This window comes from Streptomyces sp. Q6 (genome assembly GCF_036967205.1).
In the GTDB taxonomy this organism is placed as follows: Bacteria; Actinomycetota; Actinomycetes; order Streptomycetales; family Streptomycetaceae; genus Streptomyces; species Streptomyces citrinus.
In genome coordinates this window covers 1810551-1833012 of record NZ_CP146022.1, presented here as the reverse complement: position 1 = coordinate 1833012, position 22462 = coordinate 1810551, and the positions used below count along the sequence as shown (strand labels likewise).

Below are 22462 nucleotides of genomic sequence, written 5' to 3'. Positions count from 1 at the left end.
CTGCCTGTCGTCACGGCGCCGCCCCTCGTCGGCTCGGTTCGTCTCGCCGGTCCAGTACGGTCTCCGGGCGCCCCGACGACACGACGTCGCCCGCCGCCAGGACGTGGACCGTGTCCGCGAGGCCCGCCACCAGGTCCAGGTCGTGCTCGACGACCAGCACGGCCGTGCCGTCGGCGGCCAGGGCTGTCAACAGGACTGCCAGCCGCGCGACTTCGGACGCGTCCAGGCCCGCCGCGGGTTCGTCGAGCAGCAGGACGTGCGGATCGCCGGCCAGCGCACGGGCCAGTTCGACCCGGCGCAGGATGCCCGTCGGCAGATCGGCGGCGCGCCGCTCGCCCCGCAGACCGAACAGTCTGAGCAGGCGTGGAACGGCCGCCGGGTCGCGGACGCGGCCCTGCTCGGCGCCGATGCGAATGTTCTCGGCGATCGTCAACGACGGGAAGACGGCCAGTTGTTGGAACGTGCGGGCCACGCCGAGCCGGGTGCGGGCGTGCGCGGGGAGCCCGGTGATGTCCCGCTCCCCGAACCGCACCCGGCCCGCGTCGGGCCGCAGGGTCCCGGCGAGGCAGTGGAACAGGGTGCTCTTCCCGGCACCGTTGGGTCCGACGACGGCCGTGATCTGCCCGGCCGGGACGCTGATGCCGACGTCGTGCAGGACGGTACGGCCGTTGTAGGTGACGGTGAGGTGGGTGGCGGTGAGGGTTGGGGGTGCGGGGGAAGGGGGAGCGGGGGGAACGAGGGGTCCACCGGCCCGGGGCAGCCCGTCACTCTCGGGTTCTCCACCGGCCCGGGGCGGTCCGCCGTCCCCGGGTTCTCCACCGGCCCGGGGCAGCCCGTCACTATCGGGTTCTCCACCGGCCCGGGGCAGCCTGTCACCCTCACTCTCGGGTTCTCCGACCTCACTCTCGGGTTCTCCACCCTCACTCTCGGGCTCTCCACCGGCCAGGAGCAGCCCGCCACCCCCGCCCCCGCGCAGCCGGTCCCGCGCCGCAGCCCCCGCGCAGTGAGTCGCCCCCGCCCCCGGCTCCGTACGAACAATCCCCGCAGCGCCTCGTACGGGCCTTGTGGGAAGCGGCCCACCAGGACCGCGAGGATGCCCACGACCGCCGCCGCGACACCGCCCCTGGCTCCCGCGTCGAGGCCCACCAGGAGTGCCGCCCCTGCCGGCGCGCCGAGCGGGCTGTCCGCTCCGAGGACCACGATCGTCGCGAACCACAGCAGGCCGCGCACCGGGTCGTACGCGCCCGGGTCGAAGGAGCGCAGCCCGAACGCGAGCAGGCCGCCGCCCAGCGCCGCGAGGCCCGCGCCCGCCACGAACGCCGCCACCTTCAGCGCGGCCACCGGGACCCCGGCCGCCGACGCCCCCGCCTCGTGGTCCCGTACGGCGGCGAGCGCGCGTCCGGTGCGGCCCCGGCGCAGCGCCGCGACGACGGCCAAGGCCGCCGTGAGCAGCGCCAGTTCGAGGACGTAGTACGCCCGGTCGCCGCCGAAGCCCGCCGGGCGTCCGGGGCGAGCCCCGACGCCGCGTACGGCTGCGCGAACACGAACCGGCTCACTGCGACGCCCACCGCGAACGTGGCCAGTGCCAGGGCGAGGCCGTGGCGGCCGATCGCCGGCACGGCGGTGAGCAGCCCCAGCGGGGCGACCAGCAGGACCGCCAGCAGGAGAGCCGTCAGACCAGGTAGTGGGGGGAGGCCGGGGAAGCGTCCCAGCGCCAGGAGCGACGCGAAGAGCGCACCGAGGCCCGCGAAGGCGCCCTGGCCGAGCGCCAGTTGTCCCGCCCGGCCCGTCACCACCACCAGCGACAGCAGGATCAGGGCCAGCGCCGGAACCTGGATCGACGTCCTAAGGTCCCCGCCCGCGAAGCCCAGCGGCAGCAGGAACAGGACCCCCGCGACCGGCCAGGCGCCCGGCGGCGTGGGCACCACGTGGCGGGTCGCCGCGCGCGGCAGCGCCCCTTCCCGCCGATCCCCGGCAGCGCGAGCGCCGCGACGAGCAGCGCCACCACGAAGAGGTTCGCCCCGACCGCCTGGAGCAGCGGCTCGGCCCGGCCGCCCGGATGCAGCCGCGTCAACTGGCTCTGCGCCACCCCGATCGCCAGCGCCGTCCCGATCGCCACCGAGAGCAGCCGCATCCGCGCGGCCACCGCCACCGCGACGACCTCCATCACGAGCAGCGGCAGACCGTACGGGTCGAGCCGCACGTACGGGGCGAGCAGCACGCCCGTCAGACCCGCGGTGAACGCGCCGAACGCCCAGCCCGCCGCCGCGACCCGGTCCGCGTCGATGCCGCCGAGCACGGCGAGCGGACGGTTGTCGACGACGGCCCGCAACTGCCGGCCGAACGGCGTCCACCGGGTCACCGCCCACACCGCGACCCCGAGCGCGCCCACCACCGCCAGCTGCCCCCACGGGTCGGACGACAGGAGGGTCGGCGCGTCCTCCCGCGCGCCCGTGCCCCACAGCAGCGCCGCCGCCCCGACGAGGAGAACGAACACGCCGATGGAGGCGACGAGGGTGCGCGCCGGGTCGGCGCCCGCCGTGGCGAGCGACCTGAACACCCAGCGCTCCAGGGCGAGTCCGAGGGCCGGGGCCGCGACGAACAGCACGAGCGCCGCGCCCGCCCACGTCGGCCACCCCCACACCACCACCGACTGCCGCAGCAGATAGGCGCAGAGCATCGCGATCGCCCCGTGCGCGAAGTTGAGCACGCCCGTCGCGCGGTAGGTGACGACGAGGCCGATCCCGGTCAGCGCCGCCGCCGCGCCCACGGACAGGCCGGCGAGGGTCAGGTCGTACGTGAGGTCGTACGCGAGTGGGGACACCGCCTCACCTCTCGCCGTGCGGCTCGCAGATGGGGCACGGGCCCAGACCGCCGGACGCGATGGCGCCCGCGTCGGCCGGCACCGCCTGGGGCTTGCCCTCGACGAGCGGACAGTCGGCGCGGTGCCACAGGGTGCCGCCGGGGACCATCAGGAGGTCGCCGCTGGAGGCGAGGGGCCCCGGGCCGGGATCGGCCGCGCCTGGCGTGTCGGACGCCACCAGAAGCTCGTACAGCTCCGTCACCCGCGAGGTCGCGAGGGTGCTCCTGCCGTACGTGAGGAGTACCGCGCCCGCGACGATCAGGGCCGCGCCCGGCACCGTGCACGAGGCGAGATAGGGCAGTTGGCGCTCGGCGAACCGCTCGCCGGACATCCCGTACCAGCCGATCACGCACAGCACCGCTCCCGCGGTGAGAGCGGCGAGGCCCGCCCACAGGACAGGGTGCACGGTACGTAGCCGGACGGTCCGCATCGATGGCTCCCCACGGTGTCGTGTGTGGCCCGTGTCTGGTCTTGTCGGCCGATCGCTTGCACTATGCCTTCTGACAGTCCAACCCTGAAAGCTCCGGGCGGAGTTGAGGTCCGGACCGACACCCGGCGGTGAGCCCATTGGTTCTCGGGAGCAGCATCAGGACGGGTCGTGGACGGGCCGCGGCACTCGCACTCGTCACGGCCCTGGCACTCGGACCGGCGCTCACCGCGTGCGGTGACGACAGCGGCGGCGGTGACGAGACCCCGCCGCCCACCCCGTCGTCGCGGGAGCCGAGCCCGTCCCCGCGCAAGTCGAGCCCGAGCGCGACCGCGCCCGCCGACAAGGCGGCCGCGGAGAAGGAGATCAAGAAGAACTGGAAGAAGTTCTTCGACCCGGCCGTGCCGATGAAGGAGAAGGAGGCCGTCCTGGAGGACGGCGCGAAGATGCGGCAGGTCCTCAAGGGCTTCAGCGGCGACAAGCGCGGCGGACAGGTCGAGGCGACCGTCGACACCGTCGCGTTCACGTCGGCGACGGCCGCCGACGTGACGTACGCCCTGGCGCTCAAGGGCGCCACCGTTCTGCCCGACGCCAAGGGGACCGCGGTCGAACAGGACGGCACCTGGAAGGTGTCCGTCAACACCCTGTGCGCGCTGGTGCAGTTGAGCGGCAATGCGTCGCCGGGTCCGGGCTGCTGAGGCGATCGCCGCGGGCCTCGCCCTCCTGGCGGTCGCGGCCTGCGGCTCGCGGCTGCCGGAGAGCGACTTCGAGGACCGCTCCCCACCCAGCCGCGCCACGCCGACGCGGTCCACGGCGCCGATCCGCGTCGGCATCATCACCAGCGCCACCAGCCCTGTCGGCGGCGCCACCTTCACCGACACCCGCGACGGCGCACAGGCGTACTTCCGGAACCTGAACGAGAAAGGCGGCATCCAGGGGCGCCGTATCGAGGTGCACACCTGTGACGACGGCGGCAGCGGCGTCGGCAACAACGGATGCGTGCACGAACTCGTCGACGAGAAGAGGGTCGTCGCCCTCGTCGCCACGACCTCCCTGGACTACGCGGGCGCGGAACGGGTCTCCCGCGCGCGCGTCCCCGACATCGGCGGCCAGCCCATCGGCGCCGCCTACGACACCTATCCGCACCTGTACGGGATCTACGGCAGCCTCGCGCCGCGCGACGGGAGGCCCGGCTGGGACGGGAAGCTGTACGGCGGTACCGAGGTGTACCGCTACTTCAAGCGCGAGCAGGGCGCCCGCACCGCCGCCGTCGTCTCCTACAACCAGGCCGCGTCCGCCGCGTACGCACGGCTCGTGACACGCGGCCTGAAGGCCGAGGGCTACCGCGTGGTCCCCGAGCAGGTCGACTTCGCCCTGCCCAACTTCCGCGCCGTCGCCGCCGACTTGAAGGCGCGCGGGGTCGACCTGGTCTTCGACGCCGTCGACGCGCACGGCAACGCGCGGCTGTGCGCCGCCATGGACCAGGTCGGCGTCCGCGTCACCGCGAAGGTCACGAACGTACAGAACTGGACGTCGTCCGTCGCCGCCGACCACAAGGACGCCCCGCACTGCCGGCGGTCCCTGTGGGCGACCGGCGCGAGCCGCAACTACGCGGACACCGAGCACCCGGCCGTGCGCGCCTTCCGCGCGGCGACACGGAGCCTCAGGACCCATTCGCAGTGGCAGTTGGAGGGCTGGGCCGCCGCGATGTGGTTCACGGACGCCGCGCGCTCCTGCTCCGACGGCGACGTCACGCGCGCGTGTGTGGACCGCTTCATGAACCGGGGGAAGCCGTACAGCGCCGACGGACTCCTGATCCCCGTGACGTACGAGAGGCTCGCCGATCCGCCGAAGGAACGCAGGACCTGTCTGTCGGTCGCGCGGTGGACGGACGGCCAGGGCTGGGTCACCCAGAACGGTGACATGAACGACACGTGCTTTGACGTTCCGCAACTCTCCTACCAGCCATGACGTTCCCCTGATGGACAAAATGGCCAAATGGTTCCCGAAATTGCTTACCGATCGGGCATCTGTTGTGGAACAAGATGATGATGAAGAACAACCCTCGTCGGGCTATCCCTGTCTAACCATGCGGTAGGCGGACTGTCCGCACGATTTGGTGGGATACGGGGACGCATGCAGATTTCTTTCCTGATTCACAATGCGTATGGGATCGGAGGGACGATCCGCACCACGTACAACCTCGCCAATACGCTGGCGGAGCAGCACGACGTGGAGGTCGTCTCCGTCTTCCGGCACCGTGACGAGCCGGTCTTCACGCCCGACCGCCGAGTCCGGGTGCGCCACCTCGTCGACCTCCGTAAAGGCTCCGACGGCTACGACGGCGACGAGCCGGGGTTCACGACCGCGGCGTCCGTCTTCCCGGCGGAGGAGGGCCGCTACGACCAGTACAGCGCGCTGACCGACCGGCGGATCGCCGCGTACCTGGCCGGCGTCGAGGCCGACGTCGTCATCGGCACCCGCCCGGGACTCAACGTGCACCTGGCCAGGGAGACCCGCCGCGGCCCGCTGCGCGTCGGCCAGGAGCACCTCACGCTGGATTCGCACAGCCCCGGCCTGCGCAAGGAGCTGCGCAGCGTCTACCCGCGCCTGGACGCGCTCACCACGACCACCGAGGCCGACGCGCGCGCCTACCGCGAGGGCATGCGGCTGCCCGGCGTCCGTGTCGAGGCCATGCCCAACCCGGTGCCCGCGCCCGGTGTCGCGCCCTCCGACGGCTCCGGCAAATGGGTCGTCGCCGCCGGGCGCCTCGCACCTGTCAAGCGGTACGACCTGCTGATCAGGGCTTTCGACAAGGTGCGCGCCGAGCGTCCCGACTGGCGCCTGCGCATCTACGGCGGCGGAAAGCAGAAGGACCGGCTCCGCGGCCTCATCGACGAACTCGGCCTCTACAACCACGTGTTCCTCATGGGTCCGGCCAACCCCATCGAACCCGAATGGGCGAAAGGTTCCCTCGCCGCCGTGACCTCCACGTTCGAATCGTTCGGCATGACGATCGTCGAGGCGATGCGGTGCGGTCTTCCGGTGGTCTCCACGGACTGCCCGCACGGCCCCGGCGAGATCATCGACAACGGTGTCGACGGACGCCTCGTCGAGGTGGGCAACGTCGACGCGATCGCCGCGGGCCTGCTGGAACTCATCAACGACGACGGCCTGCGGCAGGAGATGTCGGCGCGCGCCGTCAGCCACTCCGCGCGCTTCGACCCGGCGCGCATCGCCGAACGCTACGAGTCCCTCTTCGGCTCGCTCACCGGACGCGGCGGCTCCGGCTCGCTGCTGCACCGGGCACGCGGCTCCCTGCTCGGCGGCGCCTATGCCGTGCGCGACGCGGGACGCACCGTGTTCAAGGCCGGCAAGGGGCGTACCGCATGACGTCACCGACCGCCACCACCCCTGCGCCCGGGGCCGACGACAGGACCGTCAGCATGGCACCACGCGCCGACTGCATCGCCGACTCCGCCGGCGGGCTCACCTTCGACGTCTCCGACCACGGGGCGCCCGAGCCGGCCCACCTCGTGCTGATGAACCGGGCGAGCGGGGAGGAGACGCGGCTTCCGCTCACCCCGGTGGGCGACGGGCGGCTGCGCGCCTCGCTGCCGATCAGCGTGGGGCTGCCCGAGGGGCGCTGGGACGTGTACGTGCAGGTCGCCGCGGACGAACCGGTGCGTCTGATGCCGGGCACGAACGATCTGCGCCTGCTGGTGGACCGGGCGCCGAGCGGATCACGCGGCTACGTCGCCGTCCGGATCCCGTACGCCACCAAGCACGGCAACCTCACGGTGCGCAGCTGGCTGCGGGCGCCGCACGCGGAGGCGGGTGAACTCCTCATCGAGAAGGGTGAGTTGACCGTGGGCGGGCGGCTCTACGGCACGCGGTTCTCGGCCAAGGCCGCGGTGGAGATACGTTCCCGCGCGACGGCGGGCCAGATCCTGCACGGTGAACTGGACGTGGACGGCGACCTGTTCGCGCTGCGGATCGGCTACGACGAGCTCTCCGACGGGCGGTGGGACGTGTGGCTGCGGCCGGACGGCGCGGACGGCCCCGAGGTGCGGGTGGCCCGGCTGCTCGACGACGTCGCCGACAAGAAGCCGATCTTCACGTACCCGGGGACGCTGGTGACCGTCCCCGGGCGGCGGGAGTTGCTCGCGGAGCCGTACTACACGCGGGACAACGACCTGGCGATCGTCGTCGCCACCGTGGACGCGTAGCCGCCGCCCCTGGGGCGGAAGGCCACGCGTCCACCGGTGCTCAGGACTCCTCGGTGCCGTCGGGACCGTGCAGCGCGGCGGTCTTCGACGGCGGGTGCTCCTCGAACGCGGCGAACTCCGGGTGGTGCAGGTCGAACGCGGGGGACTCGGAGCGGATCTTCGGCAGCGTCGTGAAGTTGTGCCGGGGCGGCGGGCAGGACGTCGCCCACTCCAGCGAGCGGCCGTACCCCCAGGGGTCGTCGACCTCGACCTTCTTCCCGTACTTGGCCGTGCGCCAGATGTTGTAGAGGAAGGGCAGGGTCGAGATGCCGACGAGGAACGCGCCCATCGACGACAGCGAGTTCAGGGCCGTGAAGCCGTCGGCCGCGAGGTAGTCCGCGTACCGGCGCGGCATCCCCTCCGCGCCCAGCCAGTGCTGCACGAGGAACGTGGTGTGGAACCCGACGAACAGGGTCCAGAAATGGATCTTGCCGAGCCGTTCGTCGAGCAGCTTGCCGGTGAGCTTCGGCCACCAGAAGTAGAACCCGGCGAACGTCGCGAAGGCCACGGTGCCGAAGACCACGTAGTGGAAGTGCGCCACGACGAAGTACGTGTCCGAGACGTGGAAGTCCATCGGCGGCGAGGCCAGGATGACGCCCGTCAGACCGCCGAACAGGAACGTGATCAGGAAGCCGACCGACCACAGCATCGGCGTCTCGAAGGACAGGGAGCCCTTGAGCATCGTGCCGGTCCAGTTGAAGAACTTCACGCCGGTCGGCACCGCGATCAGGAACGACATGAACGAGAAGAACGGCAGCAGCACACCGCCGGTCACGAACATGTGGTGCGCCCACACGACCACCGACAGACCGGTGATGGCCATGGTCGCGCCCACCAGCATCGTGTAGCCCCAGATCGGCTTGCGGCTGAAGACCGGCAGGATCTCGCTGATGATCCCGAAGAACGGCAGCGCGATGATGTAGACCTCGGGATGGCCGAAGAACCAGAAGAGGTGCTGCCACAGCAGCGCGCCGCCGTACTGCGCCTCGAAGACCACCGAGCCGAACCGCCGGTCCGCCTCCAGGCAGAGCAGGGCCGCCGCGAGCACCGGGAACGCGAGCAGCACGAGGATCGACGTGAACAGCGTGTTCCACGTGAAGATCGGCATCCGGAACATCGTCATGCCGGGTGCGCGCATCCCGATGATCGTCGTCAGGAAGTTCACCGAGCCGAGGATCGTGCCGAACCCGGACAGCGCGAGCCCCATGATCCACATGTCGGCGCCGATGCCGGGGGACCGGGTGAGGCTGTTGAGCGGTGCGTACGCGAACCAGCCGAAGTCCGCGGCCCCGCCCGGCACCACGAGCGAGCCGAGCACGATCAGACCGCCGAAGAGGAACAGCCAGTACGACAGCATGTTCAGACGCGGGAAGGCGACATCGGGCGAGCCGATCTGGAGCGGCATGATCTCGTTGGCGAACCCGGCGAACGTCGGCGTCGCGAAGAGCAGCAGCATGATCGTGCCGTGCATCGTGAAGAGCTGGTTGTACTCCTCGTTCGAGAGGATCTGCAGCCCGGGGCGGGCGAGTTCGGCGCGCATCAGCAGCGCCATCAGGCCGCCGATCAGGAAGAACGCGAACGCCGTGATCAGGTAGAGATGGCCGATCTTCTTGTGGTCGGTCGTGGTCAGCCAGTCCACGACGATCCTGCCCGGCTGCCGCTCCGGTACCGGCTCGGCCGTCGCAGGCCCGGCCTGGACCCCGGTCGTTCCCATCGCTGCCCCCTCGCTGCTCGCGCGCCTCGGGCCTGCTTCGAACTCAGGCCATGATGCTCGCGCCGGGGCCCGCCGCGACAGGGGGCGTACCCCTCTTTCTGGCATGGACAGACAATTCCCGGGCCTCCTCAACTCACCTGTCGCACCGCCGGATTCGGAATGCCGGGGGAATTTCCGTAGGCGGCGGAGATAAAGGTGACGGGTCCGCACGGCACTCTTTCCGCGGACATCCGGAATTGCGTCCGCCGGAAGTGGAGCGCGCTCGGTAAGAAGTGAGTAAGAAGCAAGGAACCGCCCGATCGTGTGAGCGAGTTCGGGCTGATCGACTGTCGTGATCTTGTGACGAAAGCGTGACCGTACGAGTGTGTCGCGGGGGTCCGCGGGCGGGCCTGGCGCCTCCCGCGCGCACCGCCTACGGTGGCCGTATGGCACCCATTCCGACCCCGCCCGCAGACCCCCAGGACGACCTCTCCGCGTACGTCGGACTCGACGCCGAGGGCGCCGAGCGGCAGGCCCGCGACCGGGGCTGGTCGACCGTCAGGCAGTTGCCGCCGGGGGCGATCATCACCATGGAGTACCGCGCGGGCCGACTGAACTTCGAGGTCAGGGACGGCACGGTGACGCGCTCCTGGAAGGGCTGACCCGGCGGTGTGCGAAGGCCCCCGGAACCTGTGAGGTTCCGGGGGCCTTCGCTGTGCGGGCTTGGTTGTGCGTACCGTGCCCGCGGTCTGTGGGGGACCCGCGCCGCGCCGTCAGGCCCGCTGCGGGTCGGTCGTGGCCGTGCGCGCCGTTCCCCGCGCCCCCGCGGGGCGTCTGCTGCCCGCCGGGGTGGCCGGCGTGCGCTCGCCGCGGGGGTGTGCGGCCCCTGCGGCATGAGCGCCGTGTGGCGGCCGGTGGCGCGGGAGGCGCCGACCGGCTCGCGGGCGCGGATCTCGTCCTCGGCCGGGGCCGGCGGGTGCGGGGGACCATCGCGGGCGCCGGGACCGGCTGGGGCGCGGCGGCCGGAGCGGTACGGCGGCTGCGCAACCGGTCGCGGACCGCGAAGATCACTGCCTCGGCACGGGCGACCAGCGGCTCGCACCAGGGCAGGGCGAGCAGGATGAGCAGGCCCGCGGCCCAGCCCAGGAGAACGTCGCTCAGCCAGTGCGTACCGAGGTAGACGGTGGTCAGGCCCACGCTCAGGGAGATCACGGCGGAGACCGCGGAGAGCCAGCGCCGCGCGCGCGGTGTGGAGGCCAGGTAGGCGAGGATGCCCCAGGTCACCACCGCGTTCGCCGTGTGGCCCGAGGGAAATATGTCGCCGCCCTGCCACATCTCGTTCGAGCCGACGAGCGTCGCGTAGTGCGGGCCCGCGCGCCCCATGCCCAGCTTGGCCGCGCCGACCGTGAGGTTGAGCAGCAGCAGGGCCGTGCCGAACATCAGCAGCGGCCGCAGGGTGTGCTGACGCCACGAGCGCCAGCCCAGCCAGGCCATCACCATGACCGCCGTCGGGCCGCGCTGGCCGAGCACCACCCAGTAGTCGAGGAACGCGTGGATCTCGGGCCACTGCTGGTAGGGCCGGAAGAACATGACCTGCCAGTCCAGGGCTACCAGCCACGACGTGACCAGGACCGCCACGACGATGGCGAGGTAGAAGGACAGCGTCAGCCCGAAGAGCACGACGCGGTGCCGGCTCATCCTGGGGATGTCCAGGTCGGCCGGCCGTTCGGGCTCGCGGTCGAGCCGGGCGAAGACCCGCTCGATCCGCCGGGTCAGGTTTCGTTCGGTACGCACCCAATCGACGCTACAGCGGGCGCGCCGCGGACTCGGACGAAACAGTGGCTTTGTGATGACGATGTGATGTGGGATTGATCTCAGGACGTCGTGTATTCCCTGGATTCCGGTAACTCCGCACGGAACTCCGGTGGAATTGAATGATCGTTTCCCCGGGGGCGTTATGGAGCGCTTATCAATGCGTTCACCGTTTCCTGGCACGGAATTCTCCGTCCGCTCATCGGTCAGGGCGGCCCCGACCCGTTCAGCCAGAACGCCCCGTAGACCGCGGACGCCGCCGCGAGCCCCCCGAGCACCCACGCCGACCTGCTCGTTCGCCAACGGGCGAGCGCCACGGCGAGCGGCAGCAGCAGCGGGAACGCGGGCAACAGGAGACGCGGCTTGGATCCGAAGTACCCCGAAGCGCACAGGGCAAGCGCGACGACGATCCCCGTGTACACGAGCAGCGGCACCGGCTGACGGGCCCGCACTCCGGCCACGTAGAGCCAGATCACCAGCGCGACCCCGACGATCAGACCGATCCCGGCGAGCGCCCCCGGCACCGACGTGAACTTGTCGGCGACGAAGCGGGCGAACGACAGGCCCCCGTCGAATCCGTTGCCCCACTGCCCCTGGACGTCGAGGTAGCCGAAGAGTCCGTCGCTCGTGCGGTGCCCGACCCACAGCACGTACGCCGCCGCACCCAGCGGGGCGATCAGCACGCCGAGGACGAGCCGCCACGGCGTCCGCCCCTCGCGCGCCGACGCCCTGCCGGGGTCGCCCGGCGCGCCCTGCCCTTGTGCTCCCGCGCGATCCACAGCGCGGCCGCCACCCACACCGCCCCCACGACGGCCGCGCCGACCGGCCGGGTCAGCCCCGCGAGCGCGGCGAGCAGCCCCGCGCTCACCCAGTGCCGCCGCACGACCGCGTACAGTGCCCACACCGCGAGCGCCGTGAACAGCGCCTCGCTGTACGCCATCGACGCCACGATCCCGACCGGCAGCACGCCCCACAGGACGGCCAGGCAGATCCCCGCCCGGCGCCCGTACAGCAGGTCGCCGACGGCGAAGATCCCCCAGGCCGCCGCGAGCGAGGCGACCCAGGCGACGAGCAGCCCCGCGTCCGCGTACGACAGCGGGCTGATCGCGGCGACGGCCCGCTCCAGCCACGGCAGCAGCGGGAAGAACGCGAGGTTCGAGTGGACGCTGCCGTCCGGCAGCGTCACCGACCAGCCGTAGCCGTGCTCGGCGACCCGCGTGTACCAGAGGGAGTCCCAGCGGGCGGTCAGCAGCGTGTGCGGGCTCTTGCCCACGGCCGCGCTCCACAGCGCCAGGGCGAGCAGGCCGAGCGCGCGCACCCCCGCGTATCCGAGGAGTGCGGGCAGGGCGCGGCGCAGCGAGGGCCGGTCTCGTCGATCCACTTCGGTCACCGCCCGATTATCGGCGCCCACCCCTCGCGTTCCGTACGGACCCCGGCCCCGCGCGAGTGGCGCACGCCACACCGGTCCACGGGTTTCATGAGAGCTCCGCCACGTGTCACCGGCCCGAACTCGCGTACTCTGACGGCTCACTCGCCTTCCGCAGCGGGGCCGGGAGACCGCTCCTCCCGACCGAAGACCGCGGGCTTCCCCAGCCCCCGGATCCGCCGGACGCGAGGACCACTGGGAGGTACGCACATGTCCGGGACGAACACGGCCACCGGACGCCTGCGCCATCGACTGGCCACTGTGGGCGCCCGCACCAATCGCTGGGTCGTCCTCGTCGTCCTCTGTACGAGCCTGCTCCTCGTCGCGCTCGACTCGACCATCCTCTACGTCGCCCTGCCCTCGGTCACCGAGGACCTGCGGCCCACCTCCGTCGAACTGCTCTGGATCGGCGACGCCTACCCGCTGGTCTGCGCCTCGCTCCTGATCCTCTTCGGCACGCTCGGCGACCGCGTGGGCCGCCGCAGAATCCTGCTGCTCGGCTACGCCCTGTTCGGCGCGGCCTCCGCGCTCGCCGTGTTCTCCGACACCGCGCAGGTGCTCATCCTGGCCCGCGCGCTGCTCGGCATCGGCGGCGCGATGATCATGCCCGCGACGCTCTCGATCCTGCGGGACGTCTTCCCCGACCGGCGCGAGCGGGCCGTCGCCATCGGTGTGTGGACCGCGGTCGCCGCGATCGGCGCCGCCACCGGACCCGTCCTCGGCGGTTTCCTCGTCGAGCACTTCTGGTGGGGCTCCGTCTTCCTCATCAACATCCCGCTGATGGCCGTCATGCTGCCGCTGTGCCGGGTCCTCGTACCCGAGTCGAAGGGCCGCGCGGACGGACCGTGGGACCTGTTCGGCGCGCTGCTCGCCGCCCTCGGCGTGCTCGGCGTCGTCTACGGCATCAAGGAACTCGGCATCGAGCGGGACCTGCTCGACGCGGGCGCGGTGCTGCCGTTCCTCGCGGGCCTGGCCCTGCTGGTGCTGTTCGTGCGCCGCCAGCGCCGCCGCGAGCACCCCCTCATCGACATGCGGCTGTTCTCCCGCGCCGCGTTCTCCACCTCCGTGGGCTGCATCGTGATCGCGATGCTCGCGCTGGTCGGCCTGGAGCTCATCGCCGTCCAGTACTTGCAGCTGGTCCTCGGACTGAGTCCGCTGGAGACCGGCCTGCGCATGCTGCCGCTGACCTTCGCGGCGATGATCGCGGGCGTCATGGGCTCCGCGACGCTGCGCCGCATCGGACCGCGCCGCATGGTCAGCTACGGCTTCGCGCTCACCGCCTGCGCCGTCCTGCTGCTGTGCCTGATGGGCGAGCAGGACCGGCCGTGGCTGCTCGGCACCGGCTTCATACTGCTCGGCTTCGGCTTCCAGTCCACGCTCTTCGGGGCCTACGAGTCGATGCTGACGGAGGCGCCGGCCGACGACGCCGGCGGCGCGGCCGCCATCGGCGAGACCTCGTACCAGCTGGGCGCCGGCATGGGCATCGCGCTGCTCGGCTCCGTGATGAACGCGGCGTACGCGCCGGGTCTGTCGCATGTGAACGGCGTGTCCGGGGCGGCCGGCGACGCGGCGGGGAACTCGCTGGGCGAGGCGTACCAGATCGCCGCGCAGCTCGGGGGCGCGGCGGGGGACACGCTGCGGGAAGCCGCGCGTGCGGCGTTCGTGCACGGGCTGCACGTGACGCTCGTGGTCAGCGCCGGGCTGCTGTTCCTCGGCGCGCTGGCCGCGCTGCGCCTGCCCCGGCGGATGGAGTGCGATGCCGACGCACCGGCGGAGGAGGCTGCCGTGGCGGCGCCTCGTCGGCCCTCGCGGACCGAGTCGTCCGTCGTCTGATCACCGGCCGGGCGGTGTCGCCCCTCCCGCCCACCCGGTACGCGATCGGATGGGAAGAAGGGCCGACACCCGGCCGGATGGTCAGCTCTGGTTGAAGAAGCCGTCCGGGTGCGGGCCCGCCTCACGGCCCGAGACGATCTGGGTGTCCGCCGGGGTCAGCAGGAACACCCGGTTCGCGACCCGGTCGATCGAACCCCGCAGACCGAAGATCAGCCCCGCCGCGAAGTCGACGACGCGCTTGGCGTCGGTGGGCTCCATGGACGTGAGGTTCATGATCACCGGGACGCCGTCCCGGAACATCTCACCGATCCGCCGTGCGTCCCGGAAGCTGTCCGGTGTCACGGTGCCGATGCGCCGTCCGACCTCCTCGGCCTCCTCCGCGGCCACCTTCACGCGCGGGTCGGTGACCCAGGCGGCAGCCCCGGTGGCGGGCTCGGGGCCCTCGTCGTAGTCGTCGTCGTAGTAACGCTCGTCATCGTTGTCGTCGACGAGGCCAAGCCAGGCACTCGCCTTGCGCACCGATCCCATGGACGCCTCCTCTCACAGCGGTTCCTCTGCGTTCCGCATGTTGTGCATCCCCAATGTTCGTCCATGATGCAGATGCGGCGCCAAGTGGATAGTCGCCGCGCGGGGTTTTCGTGACGGTACTGGTGCACAGTCAACACGGTGTTGCCCCCGTGTTCCCAAGGCTTGTAGGGGGCCTGGCTGCTGATAGTGAGTGAAATATGATTCTTCACGGCGTTCGGGTGACGCGCGGTGCGTGCGGGTGAACGACGCGTTGTCGCAGGTGCTCGCTACGATGCCGTCCTTCACGGTCAATGGGATGCTGACCACACGCGGCTACCCAGTTGACGCTTCGTCATCCGGCGCACGGGGGAGTCGCCTTGTTCGGAATAGTCAGGCCCTGCAGTCACCGACTCGGGGACGGTCTGAAGACCCAGTGGATGGCCCATCTGTGCGGGCTGTGTCTGGCACTGCGCGGCGATCACGGACAGTTCGCCCGAGTCGTCACGAACTATGACGGTTTGCTGGTATCGGTTCTGACGGAGGCTCAGGCCGACCGGTCCGGGCCCGGCGCCGCGGCCGCGGGATCGCGCAGGCAGGCCGGGCCCTGCCCGCTGCGCGGGATGCGCACCGCGTCCGTCGCGCAGGGCGAGGGCGCGCGGCTCGCCGCCGCCGTCTCGCTGGTCCTCGCCTCGGCGAAGGTGCGCGACCACATCGACGACCGGGACGGCCTCTTCGGCCGCAGGCCGGTGGCCGCCGCCGCCCGGAAGGTCGCCGCGAGCTGGGGAAGGGCCGGTGCCCGTACGGGATCTGACGTCGGGTTCGACACGGCGGTGCTGCTCGACGCCGTCGAGCGGCAGGCCGGGATCGAGGCCCTCGCGGGGCCCGGCACCTCCGTGCTCACCGTGACCGAGCCGACCGAGACCGCGACCGCCGCCGCCTTCGCGCACACCGCGTGGCTCGCCGGACGCCCGCACAACGCGGAACCGCTCGCCGAGGCGGGCCGGCTCTTCGGGCGGCTCGCGCACCTCCTCGACGCCGTCGAGGACCGGGACGCCGACGCCGCGGCGGGCGCCTGGAATCCGCTGACCGCCACCGGCACTCCGCTCACCGAGGCGCGCCGGCTCGCCGACGACGCCGTGCACGGGATCCGGCTCGCGCTCCGCGAGGTCGACTTCGTGGACGGGAAGCTGGCGCACCTGCTGCTCGCGCACGAACTGGGACGGTCCGTGGACCGGGCGTTCGGCACGGGCGGCTGCGCCACGGGACACGCGCACGCCGGGGAGGCGTCCACGCCGCGGCAGCCGCCGCAGGACGGATGGCGGCCGACGGGGGCGCCGGGCAGCCCGTACGCGCCGACGGGTTCGGGGGCGTACACGTCCAACAACCCGTACGGGGGCGGGCCCGGAGGTCCTGGCGGCCCCGGTGGGCCCGGTGGGTTCGGGGGCGGGCCGTCCTTCCAGCCGCCCAAGCCTGGCAAGCGGGGCTTCTTCGCCGGGTGCGCCGTCGCGATCGGGCTCTGCTGCACCTGCAAGGTCTGCTGCGCGGACGAGTTCGAGGGGCCCTGGTCGCGGAAGAAGCGCGAGGGCGCGTGCAGCAACTGCGGCAACTGCGACTGCTCGTGTTGCGAGGCGTGCTCGTGCTGCGAGTGCTGCTCCTGTTGCGACTGCGGGCTGTGAGGCGCTGGCCCTGTATACGGGACAGGGGTTCCCCGAACGAGTGGCGCGGGGCCACCTGCGCGTCTTCCCGATGCCTGTTTCCGGGACGTAAAACAAACACATGATCCGGTGACCGGGCTTGGTGAGGGCTCGTTGGCCGGGCGCAGAAGCACCGTTTCTGCCCCGCCAACTCGCCCTCTCCATAAGGCACTTCAGTGGATCTCGTATCACCCGTCGCGTCCCTCGCGGCGAAACCCAGAACCATCCGCACCCGGCTGCTGCGCATCCTCGGACTCGCCCTCGCCGTCCTGCTCGCCCTGCTCGGTGTGTTCGCCGCCGAGCAGATCGCCGGATACCGCAACGCCGCCGACACCGCCGCCGACGCCCGCCTGGAGGTCACCCTCCAGGGCCTCGTCCACGAGTTGCAGAAGGAGCGCGGCCTCACCACCGGATACGTCGGTGGCGTACGGCAGTTCAGCGCGAAGCTGCCCGCCCAGCGCAAGGCCACCGACGCCGCGCGCACCGCCCTGGAGGACGCCCTCGACGGGCACGACGACGGGTCCACCCGCGCGTCGCTCGGGCGGCTCGCCGGGCTCGCGGGGATCCGCAGGAGCGCGGACGACGGCAGCGGTCAGGTGAAGGCCACCTTCGACTACTTCACCAACACCATCGCCGTCCTCGCCCGCGCCGGGCGCGGCCTCGACGACGTGCAGGACCGCTCGCTGCGCGACGCCTACCAGACCCTTCAGGTCCTCGGCACGGCCAAGGAGTTCATGGGTCAGGAGCGCGCCATCGTGCTCGGTTCCGTCCGCGCCGGAGGACACTTCCGCGGCAGCGACTACAGCCGCTTCATGGAGATCCGCTCCGGCCGGCTCGCCGCGCTCGACACCTTCCCCGCCACGGCGACCGCCGCGCAGGAGAGCCGGCTCGACGACGCGCTGGCCACGCCCGACGCCGTGCGCGCGCTCGGGTACGAGCGGACCGCCGTGCGCGGCTCGGGCCGGCTCGCCGCGTACGACGTACCGCCCATGGCCTGGTGGGACGCGATGACGTCGACCATCAACGGCCTGCGCGACGTGCAGGTCTCCATCGGCGCTGACGTCGAGAACCGGGCCGCGGAGCTGGAGAGTTCGGCCCAGCGCGACCTGCTCCTGTTCGTCCTGTTCGCGTGCGCCGTGATCGCCGCCCTGGGCGCGCTCGCCTACGACTGCGTACGGTCCGTCTCCGCCCCGCTGAGCGGACTCGCCGAGGAGGCCCGCGAGGTGGCGGGCACCCGGCTGCCGCAGGCCGTCGCCGCCGTCCAGGCCGCGGGCGCCAAGACACCCGCCCCGCCCGCGCCGCTCGCCCTCGACTCCCGGGCGGGGGCCGAGGTGCGCGAGGTGGCCGACGCCTTCGACCGGGTGCAGCGCGCCGCGTTCGACCTCGCCACCGAGCAGGCCGTGCTGCGCAGGAACGCCACCGAGTCCCTGGTCAGCCTCGGCCGCCGCAATCAGAACCTGGTGCGCCGTCAGATCAGCTTCATCAACAAGCTGGAGCACGAGGACGCCGACCCCGAGACCCTCGCCAACCTCTTCGAACTCGACCACCTGGCCACCCGTATGCGCCGCAACGCCGAATCCCTGCTCGTCCTCGCCGGGGAGTCCAGCCCGCGCACCTGGTCGACGCCGCTGTCCATGACGGACGTGCTGCGCGCCTCGCTGTCCGAGGTCGAGGAGTACCGGCGCGTCACGCTGCGCCGCGTCGAACCCGCCCACCTCTCCGGCTCCGTCGTCGCCGAACTCGCCCACCTGCTCGCCGAGTTGGTGGAGAACGCGCTGAGCTTCTCGCCGCCCGACTCGGACGTGGAGGTCGAGGGGCGGCGCACCAGCGCGGGCTACCTCATCGCCATCGTCGACCACGGCATGGGCATGGACACCCAGGCCATCGCCGAGGCCAACGTACGGCTGTCCGGCACGGCCAGCTTCATGGCCGAACCCACCCGGTTCCTCGGCCACTTCGTGGTCGGCGCGCTGGCCCGCAAGTGCGGGATCGAGGTGCGGCTCGGGGAGGCACCGGCCGCCGGTGTCGTCGCCCGCGTCCTGATCCCGGTGGGGCTGCTCACCGAGCCGGCCGCGGTGCAGCCGGCGCCGGCCCCCGTCGCCGCCGCGCCCGTCGCGGTGCCCGTGCCCCGCAAGGAGGCCGACCCGGTGCGCAAGCCGGCCGCCGCCGGCTCGTCGTCCGCGGCGCGTACCCGTAACGGGCTGGTCAAGCGACCGCAGCGCAGCGCGATCTCCAAGGCCGTGCACGAGACCGACGCGCCCACCAGGCCCGCGCCGACCGGGCCCGTCGTCGAGCGGAGCCCCGAGGACGTGTCCGGGATGCTGTCCGGCCTGCGCAGCGCCCACATGCGGGGCGGCATCAGCGTGGAGAAGGAACGCAAGGAACAGCAGCAGAAGCAGCAGGCCGAGGGGCAGGGCGACAAGTGACCACCGTCGACACGCGAGGCGACTCGCAGACCTTCAACTGGCTCATCGCCAACTTCGTCCGCAACACGGACGGGGTGCGCGACGCCGTCGCCGTCTCCTCCGACGGACTGCTCATCGCCGTGTCGGACGGCCTCGGGCGGACCGAGGCCGACCATCTGTCCGCGATCGTGTCCGGCCTGTCCAGCCTCGCGCGCAGCGCGTCGAAGCGGTACAGCTTCGACGGAGTGAAGCTCATCATGATCGAGATGGGGCGCGGCTTCCTGCTCGTCTCGGCGATCCGCGACGGCAGCTGCCTGGGGGTGCTCGCCGACAGCAGCGGTGAACTCGGGCTCGTGGGCTACGAGATGGCCGTACTCGCCGAGCGCGCCGGCGATCTGCTCACACCGGCGCTCATCGCCGATCTGCGACAGGCGCTGCCGCGATGAGTGGGGCCGCGTCGCAGGAGGGGAACGTCTCGGACGGTCAGTTCGTACGGCCCTTCATCATCACCGGGGGGCGGGCGCTGCCCGCACAGGCCGATCTGCGCCTGGAGACCCTTGTCGTCGCGGTCGGCGGAGACGCGGGCGGCCCGGCGCCGGCCTTCGAACACCAGCGGATCGTCGCGCTGTGCCAGGAACCCCTCACCGTCGCGCAGGTCGCCGAGGGGATCGGGGTGCCGCTCGGGGTCGCCAAGGTGCTCGTCGCCGACCTCGTCGTCGGTGGCCTGCTGTCGTGTTCGCAACCCGCGGAGCTGCCGCTCCACACGCTCGAAAGGATCAGGGACCATGTCAGGGCGCTCTGAACGCATCGCCCCGCTGGCCGTGAAGATCGTGGTCAGCGGAGGGCTCGGCGTCGGCAAGACGACGTTCATCGGAGCGATCTCGGAGATCGAGCCGCTCGACACGGAGGCGGCGATCACCCAGGTGTCGGTGGGGGTCGACTCGCTGGACGGGGTGGAGGGCAAGACGACCACGACCGTCGCGCTCGACTTCGGGCGGATCACGCTCGACCCGACGCTCGCGCTGTACCTGTTCGGCACGCCCGGACAGGACCGGTTCTCGTTCCTCTGGGACGACCTCGTGGAGGGCGCCATCGGAACGGTCGTGCTCGTCGACACGCGGCGCATCGAGGAGTGCTTTCCCGCGCTCGACTACTTCGAGGCGCAGGGTGCGGCCTTCGTCCTCGCCGTGAACCGGTTCGAGGGCGCCGAGCGGTTCGAAGTCGCCGAGATCCGGGAGGCGCTGGGGATCGGGGACGGGGTGCCGGTCATCGAGTGCGACGCGCGGGCACGCGGCTCGGTGCGCGATGTCCTCGGCGCCCTGATGGACCAGGTCATCGGGGTGCGGATGGGGGCGGGGCGGGGGGCGGGGCGGACCCCGGCGCTCTCCCGCTGACCCGGGGTGCCCTCGACCCCGCCTCCTCCTCCGGGCGGGGTCGAGGGAGATCCTCCTAGGGGCTGTCTTCAAAGTAGCGGCGCGGGATGATGGGTCTTGTGAGTCGCCGCTATGAACTGACCGATGGGGAATGGGAGTTGTTACGCCCGTTCCTACCGGCGGCATCGTTCGGTCGCCCGCGGGCGGACGACCGGACGATGTTGAACGGGATCGTATGGAAGATCCGTGCGGGCGCCGCCTGGCGGGATGTGCCAGCCCGGTACGGGCCGTGGCAGTCGTTGTACACACGTTTCCGCAGGTGGGCCCTGGACGGCACGTTCACCCGCATGCTTGCCGCGGTCCAGGCCGACCGCGACGCGAACGCGGACGTGGACTGGCTGGTGGCCGTCGACTCCACTGTGGTCCGTGCCCATCAACACGCGGCCGGCGCGAAAAGGGGGGCCGGTCGAGGGACGAACCGGCAGATCACGCCCTCGGCCGATCCCGAGGTGGACTGACCACCAAGATCCATCTTGCCTGTGACGGCCGCGGCCGCCCGCTCTCGTTCACTCTCACTGGCGGTAACCGCAATGACTGCACCCAGTTCGAACAGGTCATGGCGGGTATTCGCGTCGCTCGACTCGGCCCCGGTCGCCCCCGCACTCGCCCCGACCGGGTGGTCGCGGACAAGGGCTACTCGTCCCGGGCCATCCGCACCCATCTGCGCCGACGCGGCATCAAGGCCACCATTCCCGAACGGGTCGACCAACTCGCCGGGCGAGCACGACGCCGTGAACGGCGATGCGGCTTCGACAAGGCTGCCTACCGGCGCCGCAACGTCGTCGAGCGCTGCTTCAACCGCCTCAAGCAATGGCGCGGCATCGCCACCCGATACGACAAGACCGCGACCTCCTTCGAAGCCGCGGTCACCCTCGCATCAACGCTCCTCTGGCTCCGCCCACTTTGAAGACACGCCCTAGGTGTATTGATCACGAGCGTTGTTGACACTGGCGGGTCTTGATCATGGCGAAGACCTCCGGTGTGGTGGAGCTGTCTAGGACTGCACCACACGGAGGTCTTCGTGTCCCACCGTAATGCCCGGCTGACCGTGCACGGCAGGCGCCTGCTGGTCGAACGTGTCGCGTCCGGCCGTCCCGTCGCCCATGTCGCCGCCGAGATGGGCATCTCGCGGGCGACCGCCCATAAATGGCTCCGGCGGTGGCGAGCCGAGGGCGGGGCGGGCCTGGCCGACCGCTCCAGCAGGCCTTTGACGACACCGCATCGGACCCCGGCGAGTATCGAGGCCGACGTCTGCCGGCTGCGGACCGACCGCAAGCTCGGGCCGGCCCGGATCGGCCCGATCCTGGGACTGCCCGCCTCGACCGTGCACCGCGTTCTGACCCGCCACCGGCTGAACCGGCTGTCCTGGATCGACCGGCCGACCGGCACCGTGATCCGCCGTTACGAACGCGACCGGCCCGGCGAACTGATCCACATCGACGTGAAGAAACTCGGCCGGATTCCCGACGGCGGCGGCCACAAGGCCCTGGGCCGCCAGGCCGGCCGCGTCACCCGCAACAACATGGGTTACGACTACATCCACTCGGCCGTCGACGACCACTCCCGCCTCGCCTACAGCGAGATCCACCCGGACGAGAAGGCCGCGACCTGCGCGGCCTTCCTCACCCGCGCGGCCGCGTTCTTCGCCGAGATGGGCATCACCCGCATCGAACGCGTGCTGACGGACAACGCCTGGGCCTACCGCAAGGGCCTGGCCTGGAAGAACGTCCTGGCCGAACTCGGCGCGAGTGGCAAGCTCACCCGCGCCTACCGGCCCCAGACCAACGGCAAGGTCGAACGCTTCAACCGCACCCTGCTCGAGGAATGGGCCTACCTGCGGCTCTACACCTCAAACGACGAACGCACCGCGGCCCTGGCAGACTTCCTGCACACCTACAACCACCACCGCAGCCACACCGCACTCGGCGGCCAGCCACCCATCACCCGCGTCAACAACCCTGCGGGTCAATACACCTAGGGCCTGTCTGACAATTCCCCTCTGCCCCGCGACACCTGGCACGCGCTCTCGCCGCACCGTGCACCAGGCCAAGTACGTCCAGTACGAGGCCGTGCACCCGGCACGCCGAGAGCACGCACCAGA

At 71.6% G+C, this 22462-nt stretch carries 18 protein-coding genes and 3 pseudogenes; 13 read left to right on the top strand and 8 right to left on the bottom strand.

Going from position 1 to position 22462, the window contains the following annotated elements:
* Window positions 1–10: 10 nt before the first annotated feature.
* The 4 genes and pseudogenes from V2W30_RS08545 to V2W30_RS08535 form a co-directional block, all read right to left on the bottom strand.
* The gene (locus tag V2W30_RS08545; protein WP_425244507.1) at window positions 11–1216 is read right to left on the bottom strand and encodes an ABC transporter ATP-binding protein; all 1206 of its coding nucleotides are present in this window, start codon (window positions 1214–1216) and stop codon (window positions 11–13) included.
* Window positions 1174–1452: pseudogene (locus V2W30_RS41530) on the bottom strand (ABC transporter permease subunit); the annotation flags it as partial. The gene V2W30_RS08545 and the pseudogene V2W30_RS41530, both read right to left, overlap by 43 nt.
* Before the next feature lie 361 nt (window positions 1453–1813).
* Window positions 1814–2824 carry a branched-chain amino acid ABC transporter permease gene (locus V2W30_RS08540; RefSeq protein ID WP_338694971.1) on the bottom strand — a complete coding sequence of 337 codons (1011 nt, stop codon included), beginning with the start codon at window positions 2822–2824 and terminating at the stop codon, window positions 1814–1816.
* A 4-nt stretch (window positions 2825–2828) separates the two neighbouring features.
* Window positions 2829–3293: a hypothetical protein gene (locus V2W30_RS08535; RefSeq protein ID WP_338694969.1), complete on the bottom strand. Its 465-nt coding sequence runs from the start codon at window positions 3291–3293 to the stop codon at window positions 2829–2831.
* Window positions 3294–3430: 137 nt separating this feature from the next.
* Here V2W30_RS08535 and V2W30_RS08530 point away from each other — a divergent pair, with 137 nt between their 5' ends.
* The 4 genes from V2W30_RS08530 (at window position 3431) to V2W30_RS08515 (ending at window position 7519) form a co-directional block, all read left to right on the top strand.
* Window positions 3431–3988, top strand: a complete 558-nt coding sequence (locus V2W30_RS08530; protein WP_338694967.1) for a hypothetical protein — start codon at window positions 3431–3433, stop codon at window positions 3986–3988.
* Window positions 3963–5261, top strand: coding sequence for an ABC transporter substrate-binding protein (locus V2W30_RS08525; RefSeq protein ID WP_338694965.1), 1299 nt, complete (start codon window positions 3963–3965; stop codon window positions 5259–5261). Before V2W30_RS08530 ends, V2W30_RS08525 begins: the two co-directional genes overlap by 26 nt.
* A 165-nt stretch (window positions 5262–5426) precedes the next feature.
* A complete protein-coding gene (locus V2W30_RS08520) occupies window positions 5427–6683 on the top strand; it encodes a glycosyltransferase family 4 protein (protein WP_338694963.1) in 1257 nt (418 codons plus the stop codon).
* On the top strand, window positions 6680–7519 hold the full coding sequence (locus V2W30_RS08515) for a hypothetical protein (RefSeq protein ID WP_338694961.1): 840 nt from the start codon (window positions 6680–6682) through the stop codon (window positions 7517–7519). Before V2W30_RS08520 ends, V2W30_RS08515 begins: the two co-directional genes overlap by 4 nt.
* Before the next feature lie 40 nt (window positions 7520–7559).
* On the opposite strand, the gene ctaD is transcribed toward V2W30_RS08515, so the two are convergent.
* Window positions 7560–9272, bottom strand: a complete 1713-nt coding sequence (gene ctaD / locus V2W30_RS08510) for a cytochrome c oxidase subunit I (RefSeq protein WP_338694959.1) — start codon at window positions 9270–9272, stop codon at window positions 7560–7562.
* A 425-nt stretch (window positions 9273–9697) separates the two neighbouring features.
* Here ctaD and V2W30_RS08505 point away from each other — a divergent pair, with 425 nt between their 5' ends.
* Complete coding sequence (locus tag V2W30_RS08505) at window positions 9698–9913, top strand: I78 family peptidase inhibitor (RefSeq protein ID WP_338694957.1); 216 nt, start codon at window positions 9698–9700, stop codon at window positions 9911–9913.
* Here the strand turns inward: V2W30_RS08505 and V2W30_RS08500 are convergent.
* Together V2W30_RS08500 and V2W30_RS08495 are read right to left on the bottom strand one after the other, a co-directional pair.
* A complete protein-coding gene (locus V2W30_RS08500) occupies window positions 9876–11045 on the bottom strand; it encodes a phosphatase PAP2 family protein (protein ID WP_338694955.1) in 1170 nt (389 codons plus the stop codon). The two genes, V2W30_RS08505 and V2W30_RS08500, sit on opposite strands and share 38 nt — an antisense overlap.
* 224 nt (window positions 11046–11269) lie before the next feature.
* Window positions 11270–12381, bottom strand: a pseudogene (locus V2W30_RS08495) (hypothetical protein).
* 318 nt (window positions 12382–12699) lie between these two features.
* Here V2W30_RS08495 and V2W30_RS08490 point away from each other — a divergent pair.
* On the top strand, window positions 12700–14322 hold the full coding sequence (locus V2W30_RS08490) for an MFS transporter (protein ID WP_338694954.1): 1623 nt from the start codon (window positions 12700–12702) through the stop codon (window positions 14320–14322).
* 81 nt (window positions 14323–14403) lie between these two features.
* Here V2W30_RS08490 and V2W30_RS08485 read toward each other — a convergent pair whose 3' ends face one another.
* Entirely contained in the window at window positions 14404–14850 is a 447-nt protein-coding gene (locus tag V2W30_RS08485; RefSeq protein WP_338694953.1) for a cell division protein SepF, read from the bottom strand.
* Between the two features lie 356 nt (window positions 14851–15206).
* Between V2W30_RS08485 and V2W30_RS08480 the strand changes: the two genes are divergently transcribed.
* The 7 genes and pseudogenes from V2W30_RS08480 (at window position 15207) to V2W30_RS08450 (ending at window position 22339) form a co-directional block, all read left to right on the top strand.
* Window positions 15207–16505 carry a DUF5685 family protein gene (locus tag V2W30_RS08480; protein ID WP_338694952.1) on the top strand — a complete coding sequence of 433 codons (1299 nt, stop codon included), beginning with the start codon at window positions 15207–15209 and terminating at the stop codon, window positions 16503–16505.
* Between the two features lie 194 nt (window positions 16506–16699).
* Window positions 16700–18949: a sensor histidine kinase gene (locus tag V2W30_RS08475; RefSeq protein ID WP_338694951.1), complete on the top strand. Its 2250-nt coding sequence runs from the start codon at window positions 16700–16702 to the stop codon at window positions 18947–18949.
* On the top strand, window positions 18946–19374 hold the full coding sequence (locus V2W30_RS08470) for a roadblock/LC7 domain-containing protein (RefSeq protein WP_338694949.1): 429 nt from the start codon (window positions 18946–18948) through the stop codon (window positions 19372–19374). The genes V2W30_RS08475 and V2W30_RS08470 overlap by 4 nt, the downstream gene beginning before the upstream one ends.
* Window positions 19371–19730, top strand: coding sequence for a DUF742 domain-containing protein (locus tag V2W30_RS08465; RefSeq protein ID WP_338694947.1), 360 nt, complete (start codon window positions 19371–19373; stop codon window positions 19728–19730). Before V2W30_RS08470 ends, V2W30_RS08465 begins: the two co-directional genes overlap by 4 nt.
* On the top strand, window positions 19714–20322 hold the full coding sequence (locus V2W30_RS08460) for a GTP-binding protein (protein ID WP_338694945.1): 609 nt from the start codon (window positions 19714–19716) through the stop codon (window positions 20320–20322). The genes V2W30_RS08465 and V2W30_RS08460 overlap by 17 nt, the downstream gene beginning before the upstream one ends.
* Before the next feature lie 89 nt (window positions 20323–20411).
* A pseudogene (locus V2W30_RS08455) lies at window positions 20412–21268 on the top strand (IS5 family transposase).
* Window positions 21269–21382: 114 nt separating this feature from the next.
* Complete coding sequence (locus tag V2W30_RS08450; protein WP_338694943.1) at window positions 21383–22339, top strand: IS481 family transposase; 957 nt, start codon at window positions 21383–21385, stop codon at window positions 22337–22339.
* The last annotated feature ends 123 nt before the right edge of the window (window positions 22340–22462 follow it).

Coding starts and splice junctions, on each gene's coding strand:
- V2W30_RS08520 (WP_338694963.1), top strand. CDS start 5,427: ATGCAGATTTCTTTCCTGATTCACAATGCGTATGGGATCGGAGGGACG.
- V2W30_RS08465 (WP_338694947.1), top strand. CDS start 19,371: ATGAGTGGGGCCGCGTCGCAGGAGGGGAACGTCTCGGACGGTCAGTTC.
- V2W30_RS08485 (WP_338694953.1), bottom strand. CDS start 14,850: ATGGGATCGGTGCGCAAGGCGAGTGCCTGGCTTGGCCTCGTCGACGAC.
- V2W30_RS08525 (WP_338694965.1), top strand. CDS start 3,963: ATGCGTCGCCGGGTCCGGGCTGCTGAGGCGATCGCCGCGGGCCTCGCC.
- V2W30_RS08460 (WP_338694945.1), top strand. CDS start 19,714: ATGTCAGGGCGCTCTGAACGCATCGCCCCGCTGGCCGTGAAGATCGTG.
- ctaD (WP_338694959.1), bottom strand. CDS start 9,272: ATGGGAACGACCGGGGTCCAGGCCGGGCCTGCGACGGCCGAGCCGGTA.
- V2W30_RS08505 (WP_338694957.1), top strand. CDS start 9,698: ATGGCACCCATTCCGACCCCGCCCGCAGACCCCCAGGACGACCTCTCC.
- V2W30_RS08515 (WP_338694961.1), top strand. CDS start 6,680: ATGACGTCACCGACCGCCACCACCCCTGCGCCCGGGGCCGACGACAGG.
- V2W30_RS08535 (WP_338694969.1), bottom strand. CDS start 3,293: ATGCGGACCGTCCGGCTACGTACCGTGCACCCTGTCCTGTGGGCGGGC.
- V2W30_RS08490 (WP_338694954.1), top strand. CDS start 12,700: ATGTCCGGGACGAACACGGCCACCGGACGCCTGCGCCATCGACTGGCC.